Source organism: Enterococcus sp. DIV0574 (assembly GCF_051711125.1).
GTDB lineage: Bacteria > Bacillota > Bacilli > Lactobacillales > Enterococcaceae > Enterococcus_D > Enterococcus_D gallinarum.
The window spans coordinates 3,005,168-3,025,751 of the sequence record NZ_JBIOMA010000001.1 but is presented as its reverse complement, the minus strand read 5'-3'; the positions used below and the strand labels follow the sequence as shown (position 1 = coordinate 3,025,751).

The following is a 20,584-nucleotide window of genomic DNA, read 5'->3' as shown; positions in this document are numbered from 1 at the left end:
GGAAGAAAATGAAAAAATTACTTAAAGCAATCGTGGTAGGTGCGGCATTATTATTTATTACTGGGTGCAGCAATAGCAATGCTGGAACAAAAGAGAAAGAAGTAACCGTCAAACTTGGAGTGATCGGTGCCGACACGGATGTTTGGGATGATGTCAAAGATCGTTTGAAAGATGAAGGTATCAACTTAGAATATGTTCAATTTTCTGATTATAATCAACCGAATGCGGCGTTGGCAGATGGTTCTATCGATATAAATTCTTTTCAACACCAGTTCTTTTTAGACAATTACAATAAAGAGTTTGGAACGGATCTTGTTTCTATCGGCAATACAGTCAATGCGCCGCTAGGGATTTATTCAGACAAGGTGAAAGATATCAAGGAATTGAAAGAAGGCGCGACAGTAGCAATTCCAAATGACGTCACCAATGGCGGCCGTGCGTTGTTGTTACTACAAAGCGCTGGCTTGATCAAAGTTGATGAAGCAGCAGGCCAGACGCCGACCGTTTCGGATATCACTGAAAACAATCAAAAGTTGAAAATCTCTGAGTTAGATGCTGCCCAAACTGCCCGCGCATTATCAGATGTTGATATTTCAGTAATCAATAGCGGAATGGCTGTGGATGCTGGCTTTGTTCCGACAGAAGATGCGATCTTCTTAGAGCCTGTAGATGAAACGGCTCGCCCATACGTGAACATCATTGCTGCGCGTAAAGAAGATCAAGACAACGAAGTGTATCAAAAAGTTGTTGCTGCTTATCAAACGGACGAAACAAAGAAAGTTATCGAAGAAACATCGAAAGGTTCTAGCGTTCCAGCCTGGGAGACATTTGGCGCGAAGTAAAGAAGAGTATAGCAAGAATGCCTACCTTTCTGAGGCAGGAGCTGTGAGACCACTGACTATTCATACTTATTTGTCCATATTAAAGGGAGAGAAAATCATATGACAACAACTGTAAAAACTTCTATTAAAGAATTTATCGCACAACGCTTACCGGAATACCAAGAACTAGCTTTGGATATTCATGATCATCCAGAAGTCAGCAACTATGAATTTTATTCTGCAGATGCGCTGATTGCCCAATTAGAAAAAGAAGGATTCACCGTGGAAAAAGAAGTGGCTGGTCATCGTACAGGGTTCGATGCCCGTTATCAAAGCGGCAAACCTGGACCAACATTAGCTTTTTTGGCAGAATATGATGCGCTGCCCGGCATCGGTCATGCCTGTGGGCACAATCTCTTTGGAACTTATTCTGTATTGGCTGCTAGTGCGTTGCAACCTTATGTAGATGAACTAGGAGGAGAAATCCGCGTTTATGGTACTCCTGGTGAAGAGGGGGGCGAAAATGGCTCAGCAAAGGGCAGTTTTGTGCGTGAAGGATTTTTTGAGGATGTCGATGCTGCATTGTGCGTGCATCCAGCTTATCGCTATGGCAAAACCACCGCATCTTTGGCTAATGATCCTGTCGATATCAAATTTTATGGTCGGGCATCCCATGCGGCAGCGGCACCAGAGAAAGGCATTAATGCGTTAGAGGCATTGATCCAAGTTTTTAATGGGATCAATGGGTTGCGTCTTCATTTGCCGAAAGATGTCAACATTCATGGCGTGATCACTGATGGTGGTGTGGCAGCGAATGTTGTTCCAGAATATGCAGCTGGACGTTTTTATTTACGAGCAGCCAATCGGGCGACACTAGATGAAGTCTATGAGAAAGTGGAGAATATCGTTAAAGGAGCAGCTTTAGCAACAGGAACGACTTATGAATTTGGACTCTTCCAGAATTCAGTCGACGATGTGATCGTAACACCAAGTTTTGATGAACTATTCTTTGCCCATACTCAGGAAGTTGGCGTTCCCCAAGCAGAGATCGATGTGGAAACAAAAGCAAGTTTAGGCTCTTCAGATGTAGGAAACGTCAGCCAAGTGATCCCCACGATCCAGCCAACTGTCTCAATTTCGGATGAATACATTGCTGGTCACTCCGAGGAATTTAAAGCGGCTGCTCGTAGTACCAAAGGACTGAACTCGATTGCGATCGCAGCGGAATTACTCGCATTGACTGCATTAGATCTTTATCAAAAGCCAGAATTGTTGTCTCAAATCAAAGCGGACCATCAAGCCAGCTTGGCAAAGGGAAATTAATCCTAATGAATGACGACTAAAGTAAACAAGAGCGCATTCCCACTTGGGAGTGCGCTCTTGTTTGCTAATCGTTAATCGATCACTAAAATTCCTTCTTTTAATGAGAAAGGATTTTTTTCATTGATGTGATCATAGAACATGACACCATTCAAATGGTCGATTTCATGTTGCACGACGATAGCTGCATAGTTCTTCAAACGAACTTTTTGCTTCTTGCCTTGCATGTCATAATAGCTGATCGTGATTCGGGCGTGACGTACGACATAGCCTGGTACTTCCCGGTCTACAGACAGACAGCCTTCGCCTTCACCTAAACATGCCTCTTGTACGGAGTGGCTTAAGATTTTAGGATTGTACAACACATCTTTAAATTCAGGTTCTGGATTTTCAGGATCGCTACTAGGAACTAAAACAGCAGTGATTCTTTTAGAAATATCTAGTTGAGGTGCTGCTAAACCGACTCCGCCTCGTAAATTCAATTCTTCGGCTTTCACTGGGTCTTGGCTATTTTCTAGAAACTCCATCATGTCTTTCCCTAATTGAATGTCCGCTTCACTTAATGGAAAGGGGACTTCTTTTGCTACTTCCCGCAAAGTTGGGTTGCCTTCGCGAATAATATCATCCATTGTAATCATTGATGATGTGATTCCTCCTACTATGTAAAAATTACGCGCTCGTTGACTCCTTATAAAGTGTACCACAACTAATGGCCGAACCGCATTAGAAAGTTTAAGGGACAACTTTTTCTTAAAAAATACACCGTTATGAAATTATATTTCTTTTTATAATTATATATTACGAAATATAGTTGCAAAAACAAACAGGCCGTTGTATAATCATTTTGTAGAAAACGGTACCAGCAAGGAGGAATCAACAATGTTTGGGTTTTCAGTATTTATGAATGCCGATTTGACTACCACAGACATCGATGCCATCGAAGAAATGGCGCTTCAAGGTTTTTCTGGGATTTTTACATCCATGCATATACCAGAAGATGATGCCGCCAGTTATCGCCAACGATTGACAACACTTGGTGAAATAGCAAAAAAGAATCGGTTGTCATTAATGGTAGATATTTCAGGAGAGGCATTGGCTAAAGCAGGATTTTCCTATAAAGAGTTAAATGAACTGACGGATCGGGGAGTCACTGGGCTGCGAATGGATTACGCGATCGACAATCAGACCATTGCTCAATTATCTCGTAAAATAACTATTAGTTTAAATGCGAGTACATTGACTGAAAAAGATATTAACGAGTTGAACACCTATCAGGCAGATTTTTCTAATCTAGAGGCGTGGCACAATTACTATCCGCGTCCGGAGACGGGATTAGACAAAGAATGGTTTCAGGCCAAAAATCAGTGGTTGAAACAACAAGGTTTTCTTGTACAGGCCTTTGTTGCTGGGGATGCGAATAAAAGAGGTCCTCTTTACCAAGGATTGCCGACACTGGAAGCGCATCGCAGCATGAGCCCCTTCGCAGCAGCACTGGAGTTGTTGAGGGATTGTGCCGTTGATGCTGTCTACATTGGTGATGGTATCGTGACCCCTGCTTCTTTGAAGCAATTCAGTTCTTATCTAGCCGATCAGACCGTCCTTCTTCGCATAAAGGATATTGGTTCTGCCTATTATCAACATATTTTAGGAGAGCATGAGAACCGGCAAGATGAGGCAAGAGATGTGATTCGCAGTGCAAATGCCCGATTTGCTGAAGTCCCATTGATTTCCCCAGAAACTGCTCAAAAACGGGTTGTCGGAGCTGTGACTATCGATAATCAAGATTACTTGCGCTATATGGGGGAAATCCAAATTTGTAAGCGAATCCTGCCCGCAGATGACAAAGTCAATGTCGCTGCGCAAGTGATTGAAGAAGATCTCCCCTTGCTCCAACAAATCAAAGCAGGAATGCGATTCAAAATAGAAAGAGATGAGAGAAATGACAATGATTAATTTAGAAAACTTAACGACTGAAAGACGAAATCAAGCAACATTTGGCTTGGATGAAATGACTGTGGCAGAGGCTTGTCAGAAAATGAATGCCGAAGACCAGAAAGTTGCTCAATCCGTTGAAAAGGAATTGCCAAGCATTGAAAAAGTAATTCAGCAAACGATTCAATCTTTCAAAAAAGGGGGACGATTGATCTATCTCGGTGCTGGTACCAGCGGACGACTAGGAGTTTTAGATGCCGCTGAATGTGTCCCTACTTTTGGGGTCTCACCGGATATGGTGATCGGTTTGATTGCTGGCGGTGAAGAAGCAATGACTGTAGCGGTTGAGGGGGCAGAAGATTCTGTTGAATTAGGGCGTCAAGACTTGATTGACCTGAAGCTGACGGAAAATGATATGGTCATTGGGATCGCAGCCAGCGGCCGCACACCTTATGTCATTGGAGCACTAGACTATGCAAATGAAATCGGGGCTACCACAGGAACGATCGCCTGCAACAAACAAGCAGAAATTTCAAAACATGCCAGCTTCCCGATCGAAGTGGATTGCGGACCAGAATTTCTGACAGGTTCTACCCGATTGAAATCAGGGACTGCTCAAAAATTGATTTTGAACATGATTTCCACGATTTCGATGGTAGGCATCGGAAAAGTGTACAATAATTTAATGGTCGATGTTAAACCAACGAACGACAAACTCGTTGAACGGGCCAAGAGAATCATCATGCAAGCCACCGAAGCAGATTATGAAACGGCGGCAGACTACTTTGAAAAAGCCGATCAAAATGTGAAGTTAGCGATCGTTATGCTGCTTACCAATAGTGAAAAAGAAGAAGCTGCTGCAAAGCTGGTACAATCAGAAGGGTTCGTTAAAGGAACGTTAGAAGGATAGGAGGAAAAAATCAATGGCAAAAGAAGAACTGACAGTTACACAACTAGCAGAAAAAATATTTCAAGAATCAGGCGGTATCGAGAATGTTGCCTCTGTCACTCATTGTATGACTCGAGTACGGATGACGGTTCGAGATCACAACAAGGTCAGCAAGCAAGGGTTACAAAACATTCCCGGAGTCTTAGGAGTAGTGGACGATGAACAACTGCAAGTGATCATCGGTCCTGGAAAAGTCAATAAAGTAGCAAATGCCATGGCGGCACAAGCGGGTGTTGATCTAGGGCAAGAAATTCCTGTGGCAGCCACCAGTGGAAAAGAGGCTGTGAATGCGAAAGCAGCAGAAATGAAAGCTGCTCAAAAAGCGAAACAAAAACAATCACCAATCAAGTCATTATTGAAAGATATTTCGAATATTTTTGTCCCAATGATCCCAGCGTTTGTCGGTGCTGGTCTCGTTGCTGGTATTGCTTCTGTTATGACGAACTTGATCACTGCAGGAAAAATCGATGGCGACACGTGGAATTATTATGTCATGATTTTAAATATCTTAAAAAACGGGATGTTTTCTTATTTAGTGATCTTCACAGGTGTCAATGCAGCTCAAGTATTTAAAGCGAACCCAACGCTAGGTGGTGTCATTGGGTCGGTCGTCTTATTGACTGGAATGAATCCAGAAGCCCCAATCACCAACCTCTTTACAGGAGATCCTCTGGCAGTTGGACAAGGAGGGATCATCGGTGTGATCTTTGCAGTCTGGTTGCTGGCTAAACTGGAAACTGTTTTGCACCGAGTGATTCCTGAAGCCATTGATATCATCGTTACCCCAACTTTGTGTTTGTTAGCGATCGGTTTGGCAGAGATCTTTTTGATCATGCCATTAGCTGGGTTTATTTCAGACAGTTTGGTTGGCTCAATCAATTGGGTATTAAATGTCGGCGGCGCATTCTCAGGTTTTGTTCTCGGAGCAACCTTCTTGCCAATGGTCATGTTTGGTCTACATCAAATCTTGACACCGATCCACATTCAAATGATCGAAGCAACTGGCAGCACACAGTTATTGCCAATCTTAGCAATGGCTGGCGCTGGTCAAGTAGGGGCGGCATTAGCCCTGTGGATTCGTCTGCGAAAAGATAAAGAACTTTCTGAAATGATCAAAGGCGCTTTGCCAGTAGGGATTTTAGGTATTGGAGAACCATTGATCTACGGTGTAACACTGCCATTAGGCCGACCATTTATTACGGCATGTATCGGAGGCGGAATCGGTGGGGCGGTTATCGGCGCATTGTCGAATATCGGCGCTACCGCCATTGGACCTTCTGGAGTAGCTTTGATTCCGTTGATTGCGAACGGTCATTGGTTAGGCTATGTCTTTGGTTTATTAGCAGGATATGCAGGTGGCTTTGTGGCTACTTACTTCTTTGGGATTCCTAAAGACCGTTTAGCTGCTGTCAATGCTGTTGATGAAGAAGTACCGGCGGCTACTTCAACGACGGCTACAACACCAGCAACGTCTGCAGCACCTGAAACCATTGAACTATATGCAGTTGCTGAAGGAACCGTTCATGCGATTACAGAGTCAAAGGATCCTGTTTTTTCTCAAAAAATGATGGGTGACGGATATTATGTAGCTCCTGCAAATGGAAAAATCTATGCACCAGCTGCAGGAACTGTAACAACGATCTTCCCAACCAAACATGCCATTGGAATCACGACACCAAATGGACTTGAGATTCTGCTGCATATGGGTGTCGATACCGTTGAGCTACAAGGCAAGCCTTTCAATATCCTCGTCCAAGAAGGGCAACAAGTGACTGCCGCTACACAAGTTGCTGAAGTTGATCTGGCAGAATTGGCAGCTAGCAATAAAGCAACTGATATGCTTGTGGTACTCACCAATATGGAACAAGTTATCTCAGAAACCATGACTGCTAAAGGAACAGTCACAAGTGCTAGTCCTGTGATGACTGTACAAGTCAAATAGTTAAAAAACAGCTAGATTCGAATGGTACAATTTTTTCTACCCATGTGTCATTCGGTGATTAAGAACGCTTCGTCCCGTACTGCTGAATGATGATCTCGTTAATGCTTCTGTTAATGTGAATCATCTGAAGTGGTTCGGGATTTTTTGTTAGGGAAGAAGCGGAGTGCATCGGAAGACATTGAATATCTTTTAAATTTCTTAAGGAAGTGCCTTTTTACATTGCGAATAATTTACTATTGTGTTACATTCGTGTTACAAAGAAATCCTGAGAATCCTGAGGAGGTAAAGGAATGAAAAAGAGTATCTGGTTCATGAGCTGTCTATTATTTTTACCAATTACTGCCATTGCAGAGGAAACAGCGGAATCATCAGAAACGATTCAATCTACGCAATCAACTGAAGAAATCATTTCGACAGAAGCGACGGTTTCGAATACTGAAATGGAATCAACCGCTGACACTGCACAAAGTAGTGAATCCGTGACGACACAGCCCGAGGATGTGGTAGAAGCCATTGTCGCTCAAACAGGCGTTCAAGCAAGTCCTGAGTCAGAAACCATTACAGAACAAAGTGATTTGCGCTCTGCTTTTACTAGAGGCATCACTGATGGAAGTGTGACAGCTTTCACGCAAGATGAGTTGGATCAATTGACCGATCAGCAATTAAAAGATGCAGAGACATTAGCATTACGATATAGCCAAGATGTGATGGGAATGGATATCGGCTATTTTGCTCGGATCGTTCGCGCTCTTTTTATCGATCATCTCTTATCTTGGGAGAAGATTGAACCGCAGCTAGCCTTTGATCCAAGCAGCTACTCTTCTTTTGCAGCGTTGATTCCAGAACTGGATCGCTTAAAAACATATCTGCAAGTTGTTTACCCAACAAATGGTGTTTATATTTCCCCGGAACAGCCAATTTCAGATGAATGGTTGACATCGATTTTGTCACACTTAGATGAAGAAGTAGCTGCCAGTGGTTCAGAAACATTGTTTCCAGGTCGGATTGGCTGGATCATTTACGCTGTGAATCAAGGTCATTATCTCCCAGCAGCTTCTGAAGTAACGGGGAATACCGAATCTTCTGATACGTCTGCTGCCAACACTTCGTCGGAACAAACAACAACTAGCAAAACAGAAGTAGCTAGTGCTACTTCGGACAGTCGAGCATTGCCAAAAACGGGAGAGACCGTCAATTGGTTTTTGCCAGTCGTTGGAGTCGTTTTGTTAGTCGGAGTAGGCTGTGTCCTGTGGGTTAGAAAGAAAAAATAGATGTTATTTAAAATCGAAAAACGGCTGTTGTGCAGTGGCTTCCTTTCTTAAGGAATAGCCGCTGCTTTTTTTGTTTTCAGAAAAAGACAATGAATCTATTTTCAATGAAATGAAATCACTAAGCGAATTTCCTTTTTATAAAGAAAATGACTTTCATAAAATATTCAAACTTTTTTACTTGCATTCTCTCATGAGGGGTGTATAATGACACAGTGTCATATGACAACCTGTCATAATAATTGTTGTCATTTATCATTTGAACTGAAAGGAGAGATGACGATGCCAACGGATACGTTTTTCCATTTGCCATTAGATAAGCAAAAACGCATTTTAAGCGCTGCTAAGAAAGAATTTTCTCGGGTCCCATTGAAGGATGCTTCGATTGCCAATATCATCAAAGACGCAGAAATCCCTCGGGGAAGTTTTTATCAGTATTTTGAAAATAAGGAAGACTTATACTACTACTATTTTCATACGTTGAAAAAAAACAGTCAGCGGGATTTGATTCGTTCCATTCAACACGAAAAGGGCGATCTGTTTGCTGGCTTTGAATGGTATTTTTCTCGGATGATCGAAGAAGTGTTAGAAGGAAAAAATGCAAAATTTTATCGCAATCTCTTCATGAGTATGGATTATCGTTCTTTGCGAAAAGTGATGCCGGATATCCACAAAAAACCACTCTACGGCTCTCACAAAGAGCATCAAGAAGCGAGACAGAAGTGGGAAGAAGAATTTTTTGCTGAGATCGACAAAGACTTATTACGGGTCAAGGATGATCATGAATTGAAAATGCTCGTCCAACTGTTGATGCACACCGTTTTTTCTACGATTGCTGAAGCATACCGAGAGTTAGCAGAAAATCATGCCTATGATCCTTCGCTAGCAACGACTGATTTCAATAACAAAATCAGCTGGCTAAGAGATGGCGCACAAAAAGAAAGAGGGGAAAAGAATGACAAAGTTGATTAAACGAGTTTCACTCGTTTCGGCACTGATGGCCGTTGCCTTTATGGTTGTACAAGTAATAGCAGATCTCTATTTACCGACATTAACGTCGAATATCATTAATAATGGCGTTGCAACTGGAGACATTGATTATATCTGGCGTACCGGCTTTTTAATGATCGGTTTTTCACTGATCAGTATTCTGGCTGCATTAGGCAATACATTCTTTGCTACTAGAGAATCACAAAAATTGGGGCAAAAATTACGGACAGATATTTATGAAAAAGTAGAAAATTTCTCCGCACGTTCTTTTGATAAATTCGGAACTGCCTCTTTGATCACTCGTACGACTAATGACGTCAACCAAATTCAAATGGTGGCACAAATGTTCTTGCGGATGATGATCAATGCACCAATCACTTTGATCGGAGCAAGCTTCTTGGCCTATCAAAAAGACGCTCAGTTAACCAAAATCTTTTTAGTCGTTATTCCAATTATGATCGTTTTGGTTGGTGGAATCATGTATTTTGCTGTGCCACTTTTCAAAAGCATGCAGAAAAAAACTGACCGTCTGAATTTGGTCTTCCGTGAAGGATTGACTGGAGTGCGGGTCATTCGAGCTTTCGATAAGACCGGGTATGAAGCCAATCGCTTTGATGAAGCCAATAAAGACTATACCCACACGGCCATCAAAGTAAATACTATCGTGGCACTTATGATGCCTTTGATGACATTGATTATGAGTGGGACCAATATTGCCATCACTTGGTTTGGTGGACATTATATTGCTGAAATGACATTAGAAGTTGGGAATCTGATTGCATTCATGACGTATGCCATGCAAATCTTGATCAGTTTTATGATGCTGTCAATGATCTTTGTGATGGTCCCAAGAGCACAAGCCTCTGCAGATCGGATCAATGAAGTATTAGACGAAGAAGAAGAGATCGTTGATGATAAAGCACCTAAGATGATTCAATTAAAAGGTGATCAAGCCACACTTGCTTTTGATCACGTCAACTATCGTTACCACGGTGCAGAAAAATTAGCACTGCAAGACATTGATTTTCAAGCAAAATCGGGTGATTTTGTGGCAATCATTGGTGGTACGGGTTCTGGGAAGACGACATTGGTCAATTTGCTGCCTCGGCTCTATGATATCGAATCAGGAGCGATCCGCATCAATGGAGTGAATATCGCTGAAGTAACACAGCATAATTTGCGGGACTCAGTTGGTTTCGTCCCACAAAAAGCGGTTTTATTTACTGGTACGATTCGAGAAAACATGAAATACGGTAGACCAGATGCGACAGATGAAGAAATCTGGAAAGCACTGGAAATCGCACAAGCCAAAGAGTTTGTTTCAGAATTGAGCGAAGGCTTAGACAGTCATGTAGAACAAGGCGGCGGAAATTTCTCCGGCGGCCAACGTCAACGGTTAGCGATCGCTCGGGCATTAGTGAAACAAGCCGATGTGTATGTGTTTGATGATTCTTTCTCAGCGCTGGACTTTAAGACAGATGCACAGCTGCGAGCGGCATTGAAAAAAGACATGAAGAACAGCATTATGGTTGTAGTCGCACAACGGGTAAGTACAGTAATGGATGCAGACACGATCCTTGTCCTTGACGAAGGTCAATTGGTGGGTAAAGGAACCCATGAAGAATTGATGGCCTCAAACCAAACGTATCAAGAAATCGTATCATCTCAATTGAGAGAGGAGGATGTGGCATGAGTGAACGGAAAAACCAAGCACCTCGCGGCGGTGGACCGATGGGTGGCGGTCCAGGGCGCAACATTGGAGCGAAAGGACCAAAAGCAAAAAATTTCTGGGGAACGGTAAAACGACTTTTCGGTTATATGTCGAAACGTTCTATCGCAATCATTTCGGTATTTGTTTTAGCGATTGCCGCCGTAATCTTCCAGATTCAAACACCAAAGATCTTAGGGGAAGCAACAACCGAAATCTTTAAAGGTGTTATGATTGGTGCAGAGCAAATGAAAGCTGGAAAAACTGTCACCGAATTTCCGATCGATTTTGATAAAGTAGGACAAATCATTATGATCGCTATCGGTATGTATGTTATTTCTGCTATTTTCAATTTCTTGCAACAATTCATCATGACCCGTGTATCACAACGGACCGTCTATGAACTGCGTCGTGATTTAGAAGGAAAAATGAATCGCTTGCCGATTTCTTACTATGATACCCATTCAAACGGAGATATCATGTCACGGGCAATCAATGATATGGATAATATCGCCAGCACCCTCCAACAAAACTTGACCCAATTTATTACCAGTATTGTTACTTTAGTCGGAGTGTTGTGGATGATGCTAACGATTAGCTGGCAGTTGACATTGGTTGCATTAGCAACGGTGCCGCTAAGCTTGATCGTCGTAATGATCGTCGCACCAAAATCACAAAAATTCTTTGCTGCGCAACAAAAGAGCTTGGGATTACTGAATAATCAGGTTGAAGAAACCTATGGCGGCCATACCGTTGTCAAAACCTTTAACCATGAAGCGGCTGATCAAAAAGTATTTGAAGAAGAAAACGATCGTCTGTATAGTGCTGGTTGGAAAGCACAATTCATTTCCGCAATCATTATGCCATTGATGAACTTCATCAAGAACTTGGGCTATGTCTTTGTCGCAGTTCTGGGTGGGATCAAAGTAGCGAATGGGAACATGACTTTGGGGGATGTGCAAGCATTCTTGCAATACACGAACCAATTCTCACAACCGATCACTCAAATTGCTAGTTTATTGAATACGATCCAATCAACTGTTGCATCAGCAGAACGGGTCTTTGAGGTCTTGGATGAAGAAGAAATGTCAGATGAACCTTCTGGATTACCCGTGGAAGAAAGCGACTATAAAGTTCGTTTTGACCATGTTCAATTCGGTTATACACCAGACAACTTATTGATGACCGATTTTAATCTAGACGTCAAAGCTGGGGAAATGGTAGCTATCGTTGGACCTACCGGTGCCGGTAAAACGACATTGATTAATCTGTTGGAACGATTCTATGATGTTTCCGGCGGTAGTATTCGCTACGACGGTCGGGACACAAGAGATCTGACCCGTGATGAGCTTCGTAGCAACATATCAATGGTTCTACAAGATACATGGCTATTTACAGGATCAATCTATGACAATATCCATTACGGCAATGACAAAGCGACGAAAGAACAAGTAATCGAAGCCGCTAAAGCTGCTCACGTGGATGACTTTGTTCGCAAGCTGCCGGACGGATATGATACGGTCCTCAATGAAGAAGCTAGCAATATCTCTCAAGGACAACGACAATTGATTACGATCGCGCGCGCCTTCTTAGCTGATCCAGATGTGTTGATCTTGGATGAAGCAACATCTAGTGTGGATACTCGGACCGAGATTCTCATCCAAAAAGCCATGAACAAATTGTTGGAAAATCGGACAAGTTTTGTCGTTGCTCACCGCTTATCTACCATTCGGGATGCCGACAATATTATTGTGATGAATCATGGTTCGATTGTCGAAACCGGAAACCATGACACATTGATGGCTAAGAATGGTTTTTATGCGGACTTGTATAACAGCCAATTTTCAGAAGATGCGGCCTGATACAAGAAGACAACGATTTTATTCAATCGATTTTTGTGAATATAAACAAGAATGAAGAGAAGCGTTAAGCTTCTCTTTTTTTTTGTTGGAATGAATATTTTCGTTATAAAATAAATAAATATTGCAATTTATTTGCTAAAAATGTATATTAATACATAAATATTCATAGGAGGTCGTTGATGGATGAGTCAGTTGTTTCCCAATTATACACGTTTGCCATTAGAGATTGCTGCAGGAAAGGGCAGCTATGTAACAGATACTCAAGGTCGGAGATATTTAGATTTTACAAGCGGTATTGGGGTCGCCAACCTTGGCTATGGGCAGCCTGAAATCCAGCAGGCAATGCTGCAGCAAGCGGACAAATTATGGCATGCGCCCAACCTCTACACCAATTCGTTACAAGAGACAGTCGCGCAAAAACTAACAAAAGGTCCATATCTTGCCTATTTTTGCAATAGTGGGGCTGAAGCAAATGAAGCAGCCTTAAAACTAGCTCGAAAAGCAACGGGTCGGACAAAGATTTTAACTTTTGAGGGCTCGTTTCACGGACGAACATTTGGTGCCATGACAGCAACGGCTCAAGAAAGCATCCATCAGGATTTTGGTCCGCTCGTACCAGATTTTGAGTATTTGCCCTTCAATGAATTTTCCCCGCTGCAAGCAGCGTTGGATGAGGAAACAGCTGCGGTGATGATGGAACTGGTCCAAGGAGAAGGCGGCGTGATCCCAGCTGAAAAAGAATGGGTCCAAAAGGTGGCCGCGTTATGTCAAGAAGCAGGTGCACTGCTGATCATAGACGAAATTCAAACAGGAATGGGACGCACGGGGAGTTTTTATGCTTTTGAGCAATATGGGATCGAACCTGATATTTTTACATTAGCAAAAGGGTTGGGCAATGGGCTGCCGGTTGGTGCCATGCTAGGAAAAACTGATTTACAGCAGGGGTTTGGCCCTGGAAGTCACGGTTCAACTTTTGGTGGTAATTTGTTAGCGATGGCTGCAGCAAATGCCGTATGTACGGTCCTAACCGATTCCCCTGTGTTAGTAAATGTTGCTGCCAGACATCAGCAGCTTATGGCAGGCTTAACGGATCTGGCACAGATCGTGGCTATTCGAGGGCAGGGCCTAATGATTGGCTTAGAGTTGAAGGATAGCACTGCTCTCCAACAGGCGATGACAGAATTGCGTCAAGCAGGGTTACTGGTGTTGAAAGCTGGAACGAATGTCCTGCGTCTGCTGCCAGCATTGACCATAACGGAAGCAGAAATGGCTGAAGGACTCGCTGTTCTACGTCATGTTTTAGGAACGAAAGAAGAAACCACTGAAAGGTGAGAATGAAGAAAGAAGAGCTGCTTTGGTTGTTGAAAGGTTGTTGAAAAAGAATTTGAGAACAAGTGAAAAAGGGGTGTAGTAAGTGAAAGCAGCAATCGTCGGGTTTACCGGCTATACAGGATTGGAATTGGTTCGTTTGATCCACTTGCATCCTGTCTTGGAGATAGGAACGTTACATAGTCATTCAGTCCAAGAAAATTCAGTCAATGTTTATCCCCATCTGCAGCAACTGGTCAACCAAAGGATTTACCCGTTTGATCCGCTGCAGATTATGCAAGAAAATGAATTGGTCTTTTTTGCGACACCGGCTGGTATTAGCAAAGATTTGGTCTCGCCATTTGTCGAACAAGACTTTCCTGTGATGGATTTATCCGGAGATCTGCGTTTGAAAGAAGCAGGTGTTTATCAGCAATGGTATCAGCAGACGCCAGCTGCGGATCGTTTATTGCATGCTGCAACATATGCATTGCCAGAGTTTCAGACGTCCCACGGAAATTTAATGGCCAATCCAGGCTGCTATGCCACTGCCGCAATTTTAGCCGCTGCGCCTTTAGTCAGAAGAAAATGGTTGGCAGGCATTCCCATTTTTGACGGCAAATCTGGGCTTTCTGGTGCGGGGAAAAAACTGTCAGATACCAGTCATTTTGTGACAATTTCAGAAAATATGCAGACATATAAATTGAATCAGCATCAGCATATCCCAGAAATTGTCCAGCAGTTTCAACAATGGGATCCAGAATTGACGGCCATCCAATTTTCCACTAGTTTGATTCCGGTTAACAGAGGGATCATGATGACCCTTTATGTGCCTGTAGCGCCAGAAAGAACAGCGGAAGATATTTATCAGAGGTATCAAGAAGACTATCAAGAACAACCATTTATTCGCTTGCAGCCGTTAGGAAAGCTGCCAGAACTGCGGCAGGTGACAGGAACCAACTTTTGTGACATTGGGTTGGTCTTAAATCCGATGACCCACATCGTGACAGTCATTGCGGTGATCGATAATTTAGTAAAAGGGGCTGCCGGACAAGCAATCCAGAACGTCAATAAATGGGCTGGGCTGGAGGAAACAGCTGGATTACGACAGATCCCTTGGTATCCTTAACGATACTTGGGAATTCGATTAGTTCAGAATAAGGAGCGTGTAACATGAAAGAAATTATAGGGACAATTGTTTCACCAAAAGGTTTTTATGCAGATGGCATCCATTGTGGGGTGAAAAAAAGAAAAGCCGATCTTGGCTGGTTGTTCTCTGAAGTTCCGGCAAGTGCCGCCGCAGTTTTCACAACCAATCAAGTACAAGCGGCCCCCGTCCTAGTAACAAGAGAACAGTTGAAAACAGGAAAGCTTCGGGGAGTGATCGTGAATTCCGGGAATGCGAATGCTTGTACTGGAGAACAAGGAATAGCAGATGCCAGAGAAATGATCGCTTTGGCTGCAGCACAAGCCGGAGTGGCCTCAGAAGAGGTGGCGGTGGCATCTACGGGAATCATTGGTCGACCACTACCGATGGCAACGATTGCTGCTGGGATTCGTCAATTAAGTCATTCTGGCAGTCCTACCGGATTTCAGAAGGCCATTTTAACGACAGACCTTGTTGAAAAAAATCAAGTGATTCAGACGGAGATTGCGGGCCACACTGTCACCATGGCAGGTTGCGCCAAAGGCTCAGGGATGATTCATCCAAACATGGCGACAATGTTGGCATTCGTCACTACCGATGTCGCTATTGCACCGTCCCTTCTGCAGTCATTGCTGCGAAAACTCACGGAAGTCACTTTTAATCAAATCACAGTAGATGGCGATACCTCCACCAATGACATGGTATTGGTGCTGGCAAATGGGCAAGCGGGCAATCCGCCGATTGAAGAAAATACATTTGCTTATAAGCAATTTCAAAAAATGCTACAGACAGTCTTAACGACATTGGCCAAAGCCATCGCTAAAGACGGTGAAGGAGCGACAAAACTGATTGAAGCTGAAACAAAAGGGGCTCCCACCGACTTAGCTGCCCGCATGATCAGTAAAACGATCGTAGGTTCACCACTCGTGAAAACAGCAATCTATGGAAAAGACCCCAATTGGGGCCGGATCCTTTGTGCAATTGGGTATAGCGGACAAAGAATCGATCCTGCCAATGTGGCGATCGAATTAGCGGCGATCCCGGTTTTTGCAGGAGGATCCCCCCTTGACTACGATGAAACACTGATGGAAGAACGCTTGACAGCCTCAGAAGTAAAAATCAATGTCATTTTACAAGAAGGGGCCGGTCGCGGGAAAGCTTGGGGCTGTGATCTTACGTATGATTATGTCAAAATCAATGCACTCTATCATACGTAATGCCTATCTCATGGAGGTATCAAACGAATAGAATCGGAATCATTGGCTGTAAGAATCAAAAAATCGCCACAAGATCCAACAGGAGGAAGAACATATGGAAATCATTGTCATCAAGATGGGTGGTGTTGCTTCAGATAATCTGACCCCCGTTTTTTTTGAACAAGTCGCACAATGGCAAGCTCTAGGAAAGAAAATCGTGATTGTTCATGGTGGCGGCCATTATATCTCGGAAATGCTGCAGAAATTGTCACTGCCGATTCAGATCAAAGAAGGCTTGAGGGTAACGGATGCGCAAACTCTTGAGATCACTCGCATGGTTTTGCTGGGACAAGTCCAGCCAATGATCACGACTTATTTTCAGCAAGCTGGATTTCAGGCAATCGGCTTAAATGCTGGCTGTGATCAGTTGATCCAAGGGGAAATGATCAATCACGCCACACTTGGCTATGTTGGGAAGGCTAAGACTATTAATCAGCAGTTGCTTCAGCTGCTGATCAAAGGCAATCATATACCGATCCTTGCCCCACTTGGGATCACAGCCGAAGGCCAGTGGCTGAATATCAATGCGGACGAAGTCGCTTGTAAAGTTGCCAGCAGTCTGAGAGCAGAACGATTGATTCTGCTGACAGATGTACCGGGAATCAAGAAAGACTCCCAGTGGCTGCAGCAAGTCTCATTGACTGACATAAAAACATTGATCAATGAGAAGGTGATCACTGGCGGGATGTTGCCAAAGTTAGTCAGTGCTAAAAAAGCGCTTATGAGCGGAGTAGCAACTGTCAGTATCACCGACCGATTAGAAAAAAACGGTACTCAGATCAGAAGAATGAAAGAAACAGCCTTCCTTCAATGAATAAAGGTAGATTTAACCACAAAAAAAAGAAGTTCAGTGACCTTTTTTGTCGTTAAATCTATTTTTTTGTCAAAAAAAAATGCTTGATAATGGTAGAATGATAAAGGATTTCATTTGCTAGTATAACGGTTTATCAGTACAATAAGGACAAATGCATAGATAAACGCATACATATATAGGGGGAGAAATAATGACAGATTTTGTATTGGGGAAGAGCACAAAGTTGCGGACAATCGCGATTCGAGTAAAAGATCGGGATAAAGCGATTGCTTTTTATCGTGATGTTCTAGGTTTTGATTTGAAACGGGAAGAAAACGAATTAGCCATTTTGGGTTTCAAAGGTGCAGAAGGTGAAGTCATCTGGCTAGAAGAAAGTCCACGGGCCAATGATCATTTTGGGGAAATCAAAAAAATGCAACGGATCCGCTTGACCGTCGCTTCCTTAGAAGAACTGGCAGTAATTTGTAAAAAAGCGAAAGAACAGTCTGCGACTTTTGAAGAATCTATTTTTGAAGGAAGTCAAATCGCAGTTGTTTTGGCTGATCCTGAAGAAAACCGAATCGAAGTTTTTTACGAAGGCACTCAAGAAACAGATTTGCCAAAAACGCTTGAAGCATTGATCGAAGCTGCACCAAGTGAGGTAGTCCTGTTATCAAGCAAAGCTCGCTTCAACCAAATTCATCTGAATGTCAGTGATGTAGCGAAAGAACGCGACTTTTTGGAAGAGCTGTTAGGTTTGACGACCAAAGAAGCAGATGGTTTCTTACATTTGAATGAAGATGATTTTCAAGTTGGTTTGATCGAAGGCCAAGGCGGAACCATCGATTTACCGACACATGAGGTATTGGGATTGGACTTTTTGAAGATCGCTATTGATAAAGAAGACTTATTGACTTTGGAAGCTCATTTGACTGACAGCAAGCAAGAATTCTTTATTGATAAAAAGAAAAACTTACTGACTACCTACGATACCATCGGGATCGAATGGTGGTTCGTTGCAAATAAATAATGCGATTCACCACTAAGATGCAGAAGAATTTCTCTGGAAATCTCTTCTGTATTTTTTTGTGCAATTAGGGCCTGACTGGTATAATCAAAACAGTTTAGAGGCGCACGAAAGGAGGAACTGGTATGTATCCAGAAACGATTCGGCTAATCGCTGAAAAGCAACAGGAGGGCGTCTTACCGGGAGTTGTTTATCGATTCATCCATGGAGAGCAAATGGAGACTCATTGTTTAGGCTACGCGGCTCGGCAGCCCCAAATAGAATCACTTACGACGGAACACCTATTTGATGTGGCTTCTTTGACGAAAGTGGTTTGTACGACGACGGTGATTCTCAAACTATGGGAACAGGGAGTCCTAGCAATCGATGACCCTCTGGTCCGCTATTTGCCTGCTTTTACTGATCAGAAAGTAACGTTACGACATCTTTTAACCCACACCTCCGATATCCAGACTTGGATTCCTCGCCGCGATCAATTGTCTGCTGAAGAGCTGCGTCACGCGTATCTTCGAGTCCAAAGCGGACCACAGCTTGGCAAGCAAGTCCAGTACACGGATACGGGCACGATTCTTCTAGGCTTCATGTTGGAGGAACTTTTTGGCTGTTCTGTCACCGAGATCTTCCAGCAGGAGGTTCTGCAACCGCTAGAAATGACCAACAGTGGGTTTCCTCCTTTGCCGGCAGCAAGCAAGGTAGCAGCCACTCAGCGCCAAGAAGATGGGACTGTTCTGAAAGGAATCACCCATGATCCCAAAGCACGAGTTTTGGGCAAACATGCCGGAAACGCAGGGCTGTTTTCAACCATTGATGATTTGACTCAATTTGTACAAATGATGTTGAAGAAAGGTCAGACAGCGACGCAATCTTTTCTTTCAGCAGATATACTGGAAAGACTATATCTAGACCATACGCCATCTGAAACAGGACATCGCTCAATCGGCTGGGACTTGAAAGGTACGCCTGTACACCTCTATCATACAGGGTATACAGGGACCTTCCTTTTGATTGGTTCTGATGGCAAAGCATTTATTTTTCTTTCGAATCGCGTACATCCAGAGGATCACAGAGACAGCTATCTGAAACATCGGGATCAAATTGTACAAAGTTATTTAAAAGAATCCGTTCGTTGAAGTTTTTCGTGCTATAATATTAGCGAATCAATAGAGAGGGGATCAACTATGGAACCATTATTTATGAAACCTGTTTTTCAAGAAAAAATTTGGGGCGGTAGCCGTTTACATTCTGTTTTCGGTTTTGATCTGCCAAATGATAAGATCGGTGAAGACTGGGCGATCAGTGCACATCCTCATGGTGTCAGCGTGATTGAAAACGGCCCATTTAAAGGGAAGACATTAGCAGACTTATGGCGGGATCACCAAGAATTGTTTGGTCATTCGGAGGCGCCGGTATTTCCTTTGCTGATCAAAATCTTGGATGCAGAAGACGATCTATCTGTGCAAGTGCATCCAGACGATGCGTACGGCATGGAACATGAAGGTGAACTAGGCAAGACAGAATGCTGGTACATCATTGATGCAGAACCTGGGGCAGAGATCATTTATGGCCACCACGCACAAACCAAAGAAGAATTAAAAGCAATGATCGAAGACGGCCGTTGGGATGATCTATTAACGAAAGTTCCTGTTAAAAAAGGCGACTTTTTCTATGTGCCAAGCGGAACGATCCATGCAATCGGTAAAGGCATCATGATTTTGGAAACACAACAAAGTTCAGATACCACTTATCGGGTTTATGACTATGATCGGACAGACGATCAAGGCAAGACCAGAGAACTGCATATCCAACAATCTGTTGATGTGACGACTGTGCCCGCTAAAGCACCAGAACTGTCGATTCGTGAAATCAAGCAAGGATCTTCGGCAATCGTGACGTATCTGGAAACCGAATTTTTCAATGTTTATGAATGGGAAGTTCGTGGCAAATTGAATCTGGAACAACAAGCAGACTATACTCTGATGACCGTGATTGACGGATATGGTCAACTTGTGATCGATGGTCATTCCTATGAATTGAAGATGGGAACAAGCTGTATTCTGCCTAATCCAATCAAAAAATGGACATTACAGGGAGAACTGACGGTGATCGCCTCTGAACCTGGTGAGAACGCATAAGTGATTGCTTTTTCTAAAAAAATACATTGAAGAACCAAATCATTCGCAGCAAGCAGAAGAAAACCTGCTTGCTGTTTTTTGCTATTCTTTTAAACTACCGGAAAATCAATCGTTAGGGATAGACGGTTG

Annotated in this window: 17 protein-coding genes; 16 read left to right on the top strand and 1 reads right to left on the bottom strand. The window is 43.1% G+C overall.

What is annotated here, in order from left to right; all coding sequences use genetic code 11:
* Nucleotides 1-8 precede the first annotated feature (8 nt).
* Together IGJ45_RS14395 and IGJ45_RS14390 are read left to right on the top strand one after the other, a co-directional pair.
* The gene (locus IGJ45_RS14395) at nt 9-842 is read left to right on the top strand and encodes a MetQ/NlpA family ABC transporter substrate-binding protein (protein WP_003128136.1); all 834 of its coding nucleotides are present in this window, start codon (nt 9-11) and stop codon (nt 840-842) included.
* A 99-nt stretch (nt 843-941) separates the two neighbouring features.
* Complete coding sequence (locus IGJ45_RS14390; protein ID WP_003128138.1) at nt 942-2,144, top strand: M20 family metallopeptidase; 1,203 nt, start codon at nt 942-944, stop codon at nt 2,142-2,144.
* Nucleotides 2,145-2,215: 71 nt separating this feature from the next.
* Here IGJ45_RS14390 and def read toward each other — a convergent pair whose 3' ends face one another.
* A complete protein-coding gene (def, locus tag IGJ45_RS14385) occupies nt 2,216-2,779 on the bottom strand; it encodes a peptide deformylase (RefSeq protein WP_003128139.1) in 564 nt (187 codons plus the stop codon).
* Between the two features lie 241 nt (nt 2,780-3,020).
* Here def and IGJ45_RS14380 point away from each other — a divergent pair, with 241 nt between their 5' ends.
* The 14 genes from IGJ45_RS14380 (at nt 3,021) to manA (ending at nt 20,455) form a co-directional block, all read left to right on the top strand.
* The gene (locus IGJ45_RS14380; protein ID WP_005470109.1) at nt 3,021-4,094 is read left to right on the top strand and encodes a DUF871 domain-containing protein; all 1,074 of its coding nucleotides are present in this window, start codon (nt 3,021-3,023) and stop codon (nt 4,092-4,094) included.
* On the top strand, nt 4,081-4,983 hold the full coding sequence (gene murQ / locus IGJ45_RS14375; RefSeq protein WP_005470111.1) for an N-acetylmuramic acid 6-phosphate etherase: 903 nt from the start codon (nt 4,081-4,083) through the stop codon (nt 4,981-4,983). Before IGJ45_RS14380 ends, murQ begins: the two co-directional genes overlap by 14 nt.
* 13 nt (nt 4,984-4,996) lie before the next feature.
* Complete coding sequence (locus IGJ45_RS14370; protein ID WP_003128142.1) at nt 4,997-6,964, top strand: glucose PTS transporter subunit IIA; 1,968 nt, start codon at nt 4,997-4,999, stop codon at nt 6,962-6,964.
* Between the two features lie 290 nt (nt 6,965-7,254).
* Complete coding sequence (locus IGJ45_RS14365) at nt 7,255-8,235, top strand: LPXTG cell wall anchor domain-containing protein (RefSeq protein ID WP_096710896.1); 981 nt, start codon at nt 7,255-7,257, stop codon at nt 8,233-8,235.
* Between the two features lie 279 nt (nt 8,236-8,514).
* On the top strand, nt 8,515-9,204 hold the full coding sequence (locus tag IGJ45_RS14360; RefSeq protein ID WP_003128144.1) for a TetR/AcrR family transcriptional regulator: 690 nt from the start codon (nt 8,515-8,517) through the stop codon (nt 9,202-9,204).
* On the top strand, nt 9,188-10,915 hold the full coding sequence (locus tag IGJ45_RS14355; RefSeq protein ID WP_003128145.1) for an ABC transporter ATP-binding protein: 1,728 nt from the start codon (nt 9,188-9,190) through the stop codon (nt 10,913-10,915). Before IGJ45_RS14360 ends, IGJ45_RS14355 begins: the two co-directional genes overlap by 17 nt.
* Nucleotides 10,912-12,792, top strand: coding sequence for an ABC transporter ATP-binding protein (locus IGJ45_RS14350; protein WP_096710897.1), 1,881 nt, complete (start codon nt 10,912-10,914; stop codon nt 12,790-12,792). The genes IGJ45_RS14355 and IGJ45_RS14350 overlap by 4 nt, the downstream gene beginning before the upstream one ends.
* A gap of 183 nt (nt 12,793-12,975) precedes the next feature.
* A complete protein-coding gene (locus tag IGJ45_RS14345; protein WP_003128147.1) occupies nt 12,976-14,124 on the top strand; it encodes an acetylornithine transaminase in 1,149 nt (382 codons plus the stop codon).
* Between the two features lie 82 nt (nt 14,125-14,206).
* A complete protein-coding gene (argC, locus tag IGJ45_RS14340; protein ID WP_003128149.1) occupies nt 14,207-15,229 on the top strand; it encodes an N-acetyl-gamma-glutamyl-phosphate reductase in 1,023 nt (340 codons plus the stop codon).
* Nucleotides 15,230-15,273: 44 nt separating this feature from the next.
* The gene (argJ, locus tag IGJ45_RS14335; RefSeq protein WP_003128150.1) at nt 15,274-16,464 is read left to right on the top strand and encodes a bifunctional glutamate N-acetyltransferase/amino-acid acetyltransferase ArgJ; all 1,191 of its coding nucleotides are present in this window, start codon (nt 15,274-15,276) and stop codon (nt 16,462-16,464) included.
* A 94-nt stretch (nt 16,465-16,558) separates the two neighbouring features.
* Nucleotides 16,559-17,317, top strand: a complete 759-nt coding sequence (gene argB, locus IGJ45_RS14330) for an acetylglutamate kinase (RefSeq protein WP_003128151.1) — start codon at nt 16,559-16,561, stop codon at nt 17,315-17,317.
* A 190-nt stretch (nt 17,318-17,507) separates the two neighbouring features.
* Nucleotides 17,508-18,326: a VOC family protein gene (locus IGJ45_RS14325; protein WP_096710898.1), complete on the top strand. Its 819-nt coding sequence runs from the start codon at nt 17,508-17,510 to the stop codon at nt 18,324-18,326.
* Between the two features lie 122 nt (nt 18,327-18,448).
* A complete protein-coding gene (locus IGJ45_RS14320; RefSeq protein ID WP_096710899.1) occupies nt 18,449-19,453 on the top strand; it encodes a serine hydrolase domain-containing protein in 1,005 nt (334 codons plus the stop codon).
* 48 nt (nt 19,454-19,501) lie between these two features.
* Entirely contained in the window at nt 19,502-20,455 is a 954-nt protein-coding gene (manA, locus tag IGJ45_RS14315) for a mannose-6-phosphate isomerase, class I (protein ID WP_003128154.1), read from the top strand.
* Nucleotides 20,456-20,584 lie beyond the last annotated feature (129 nt).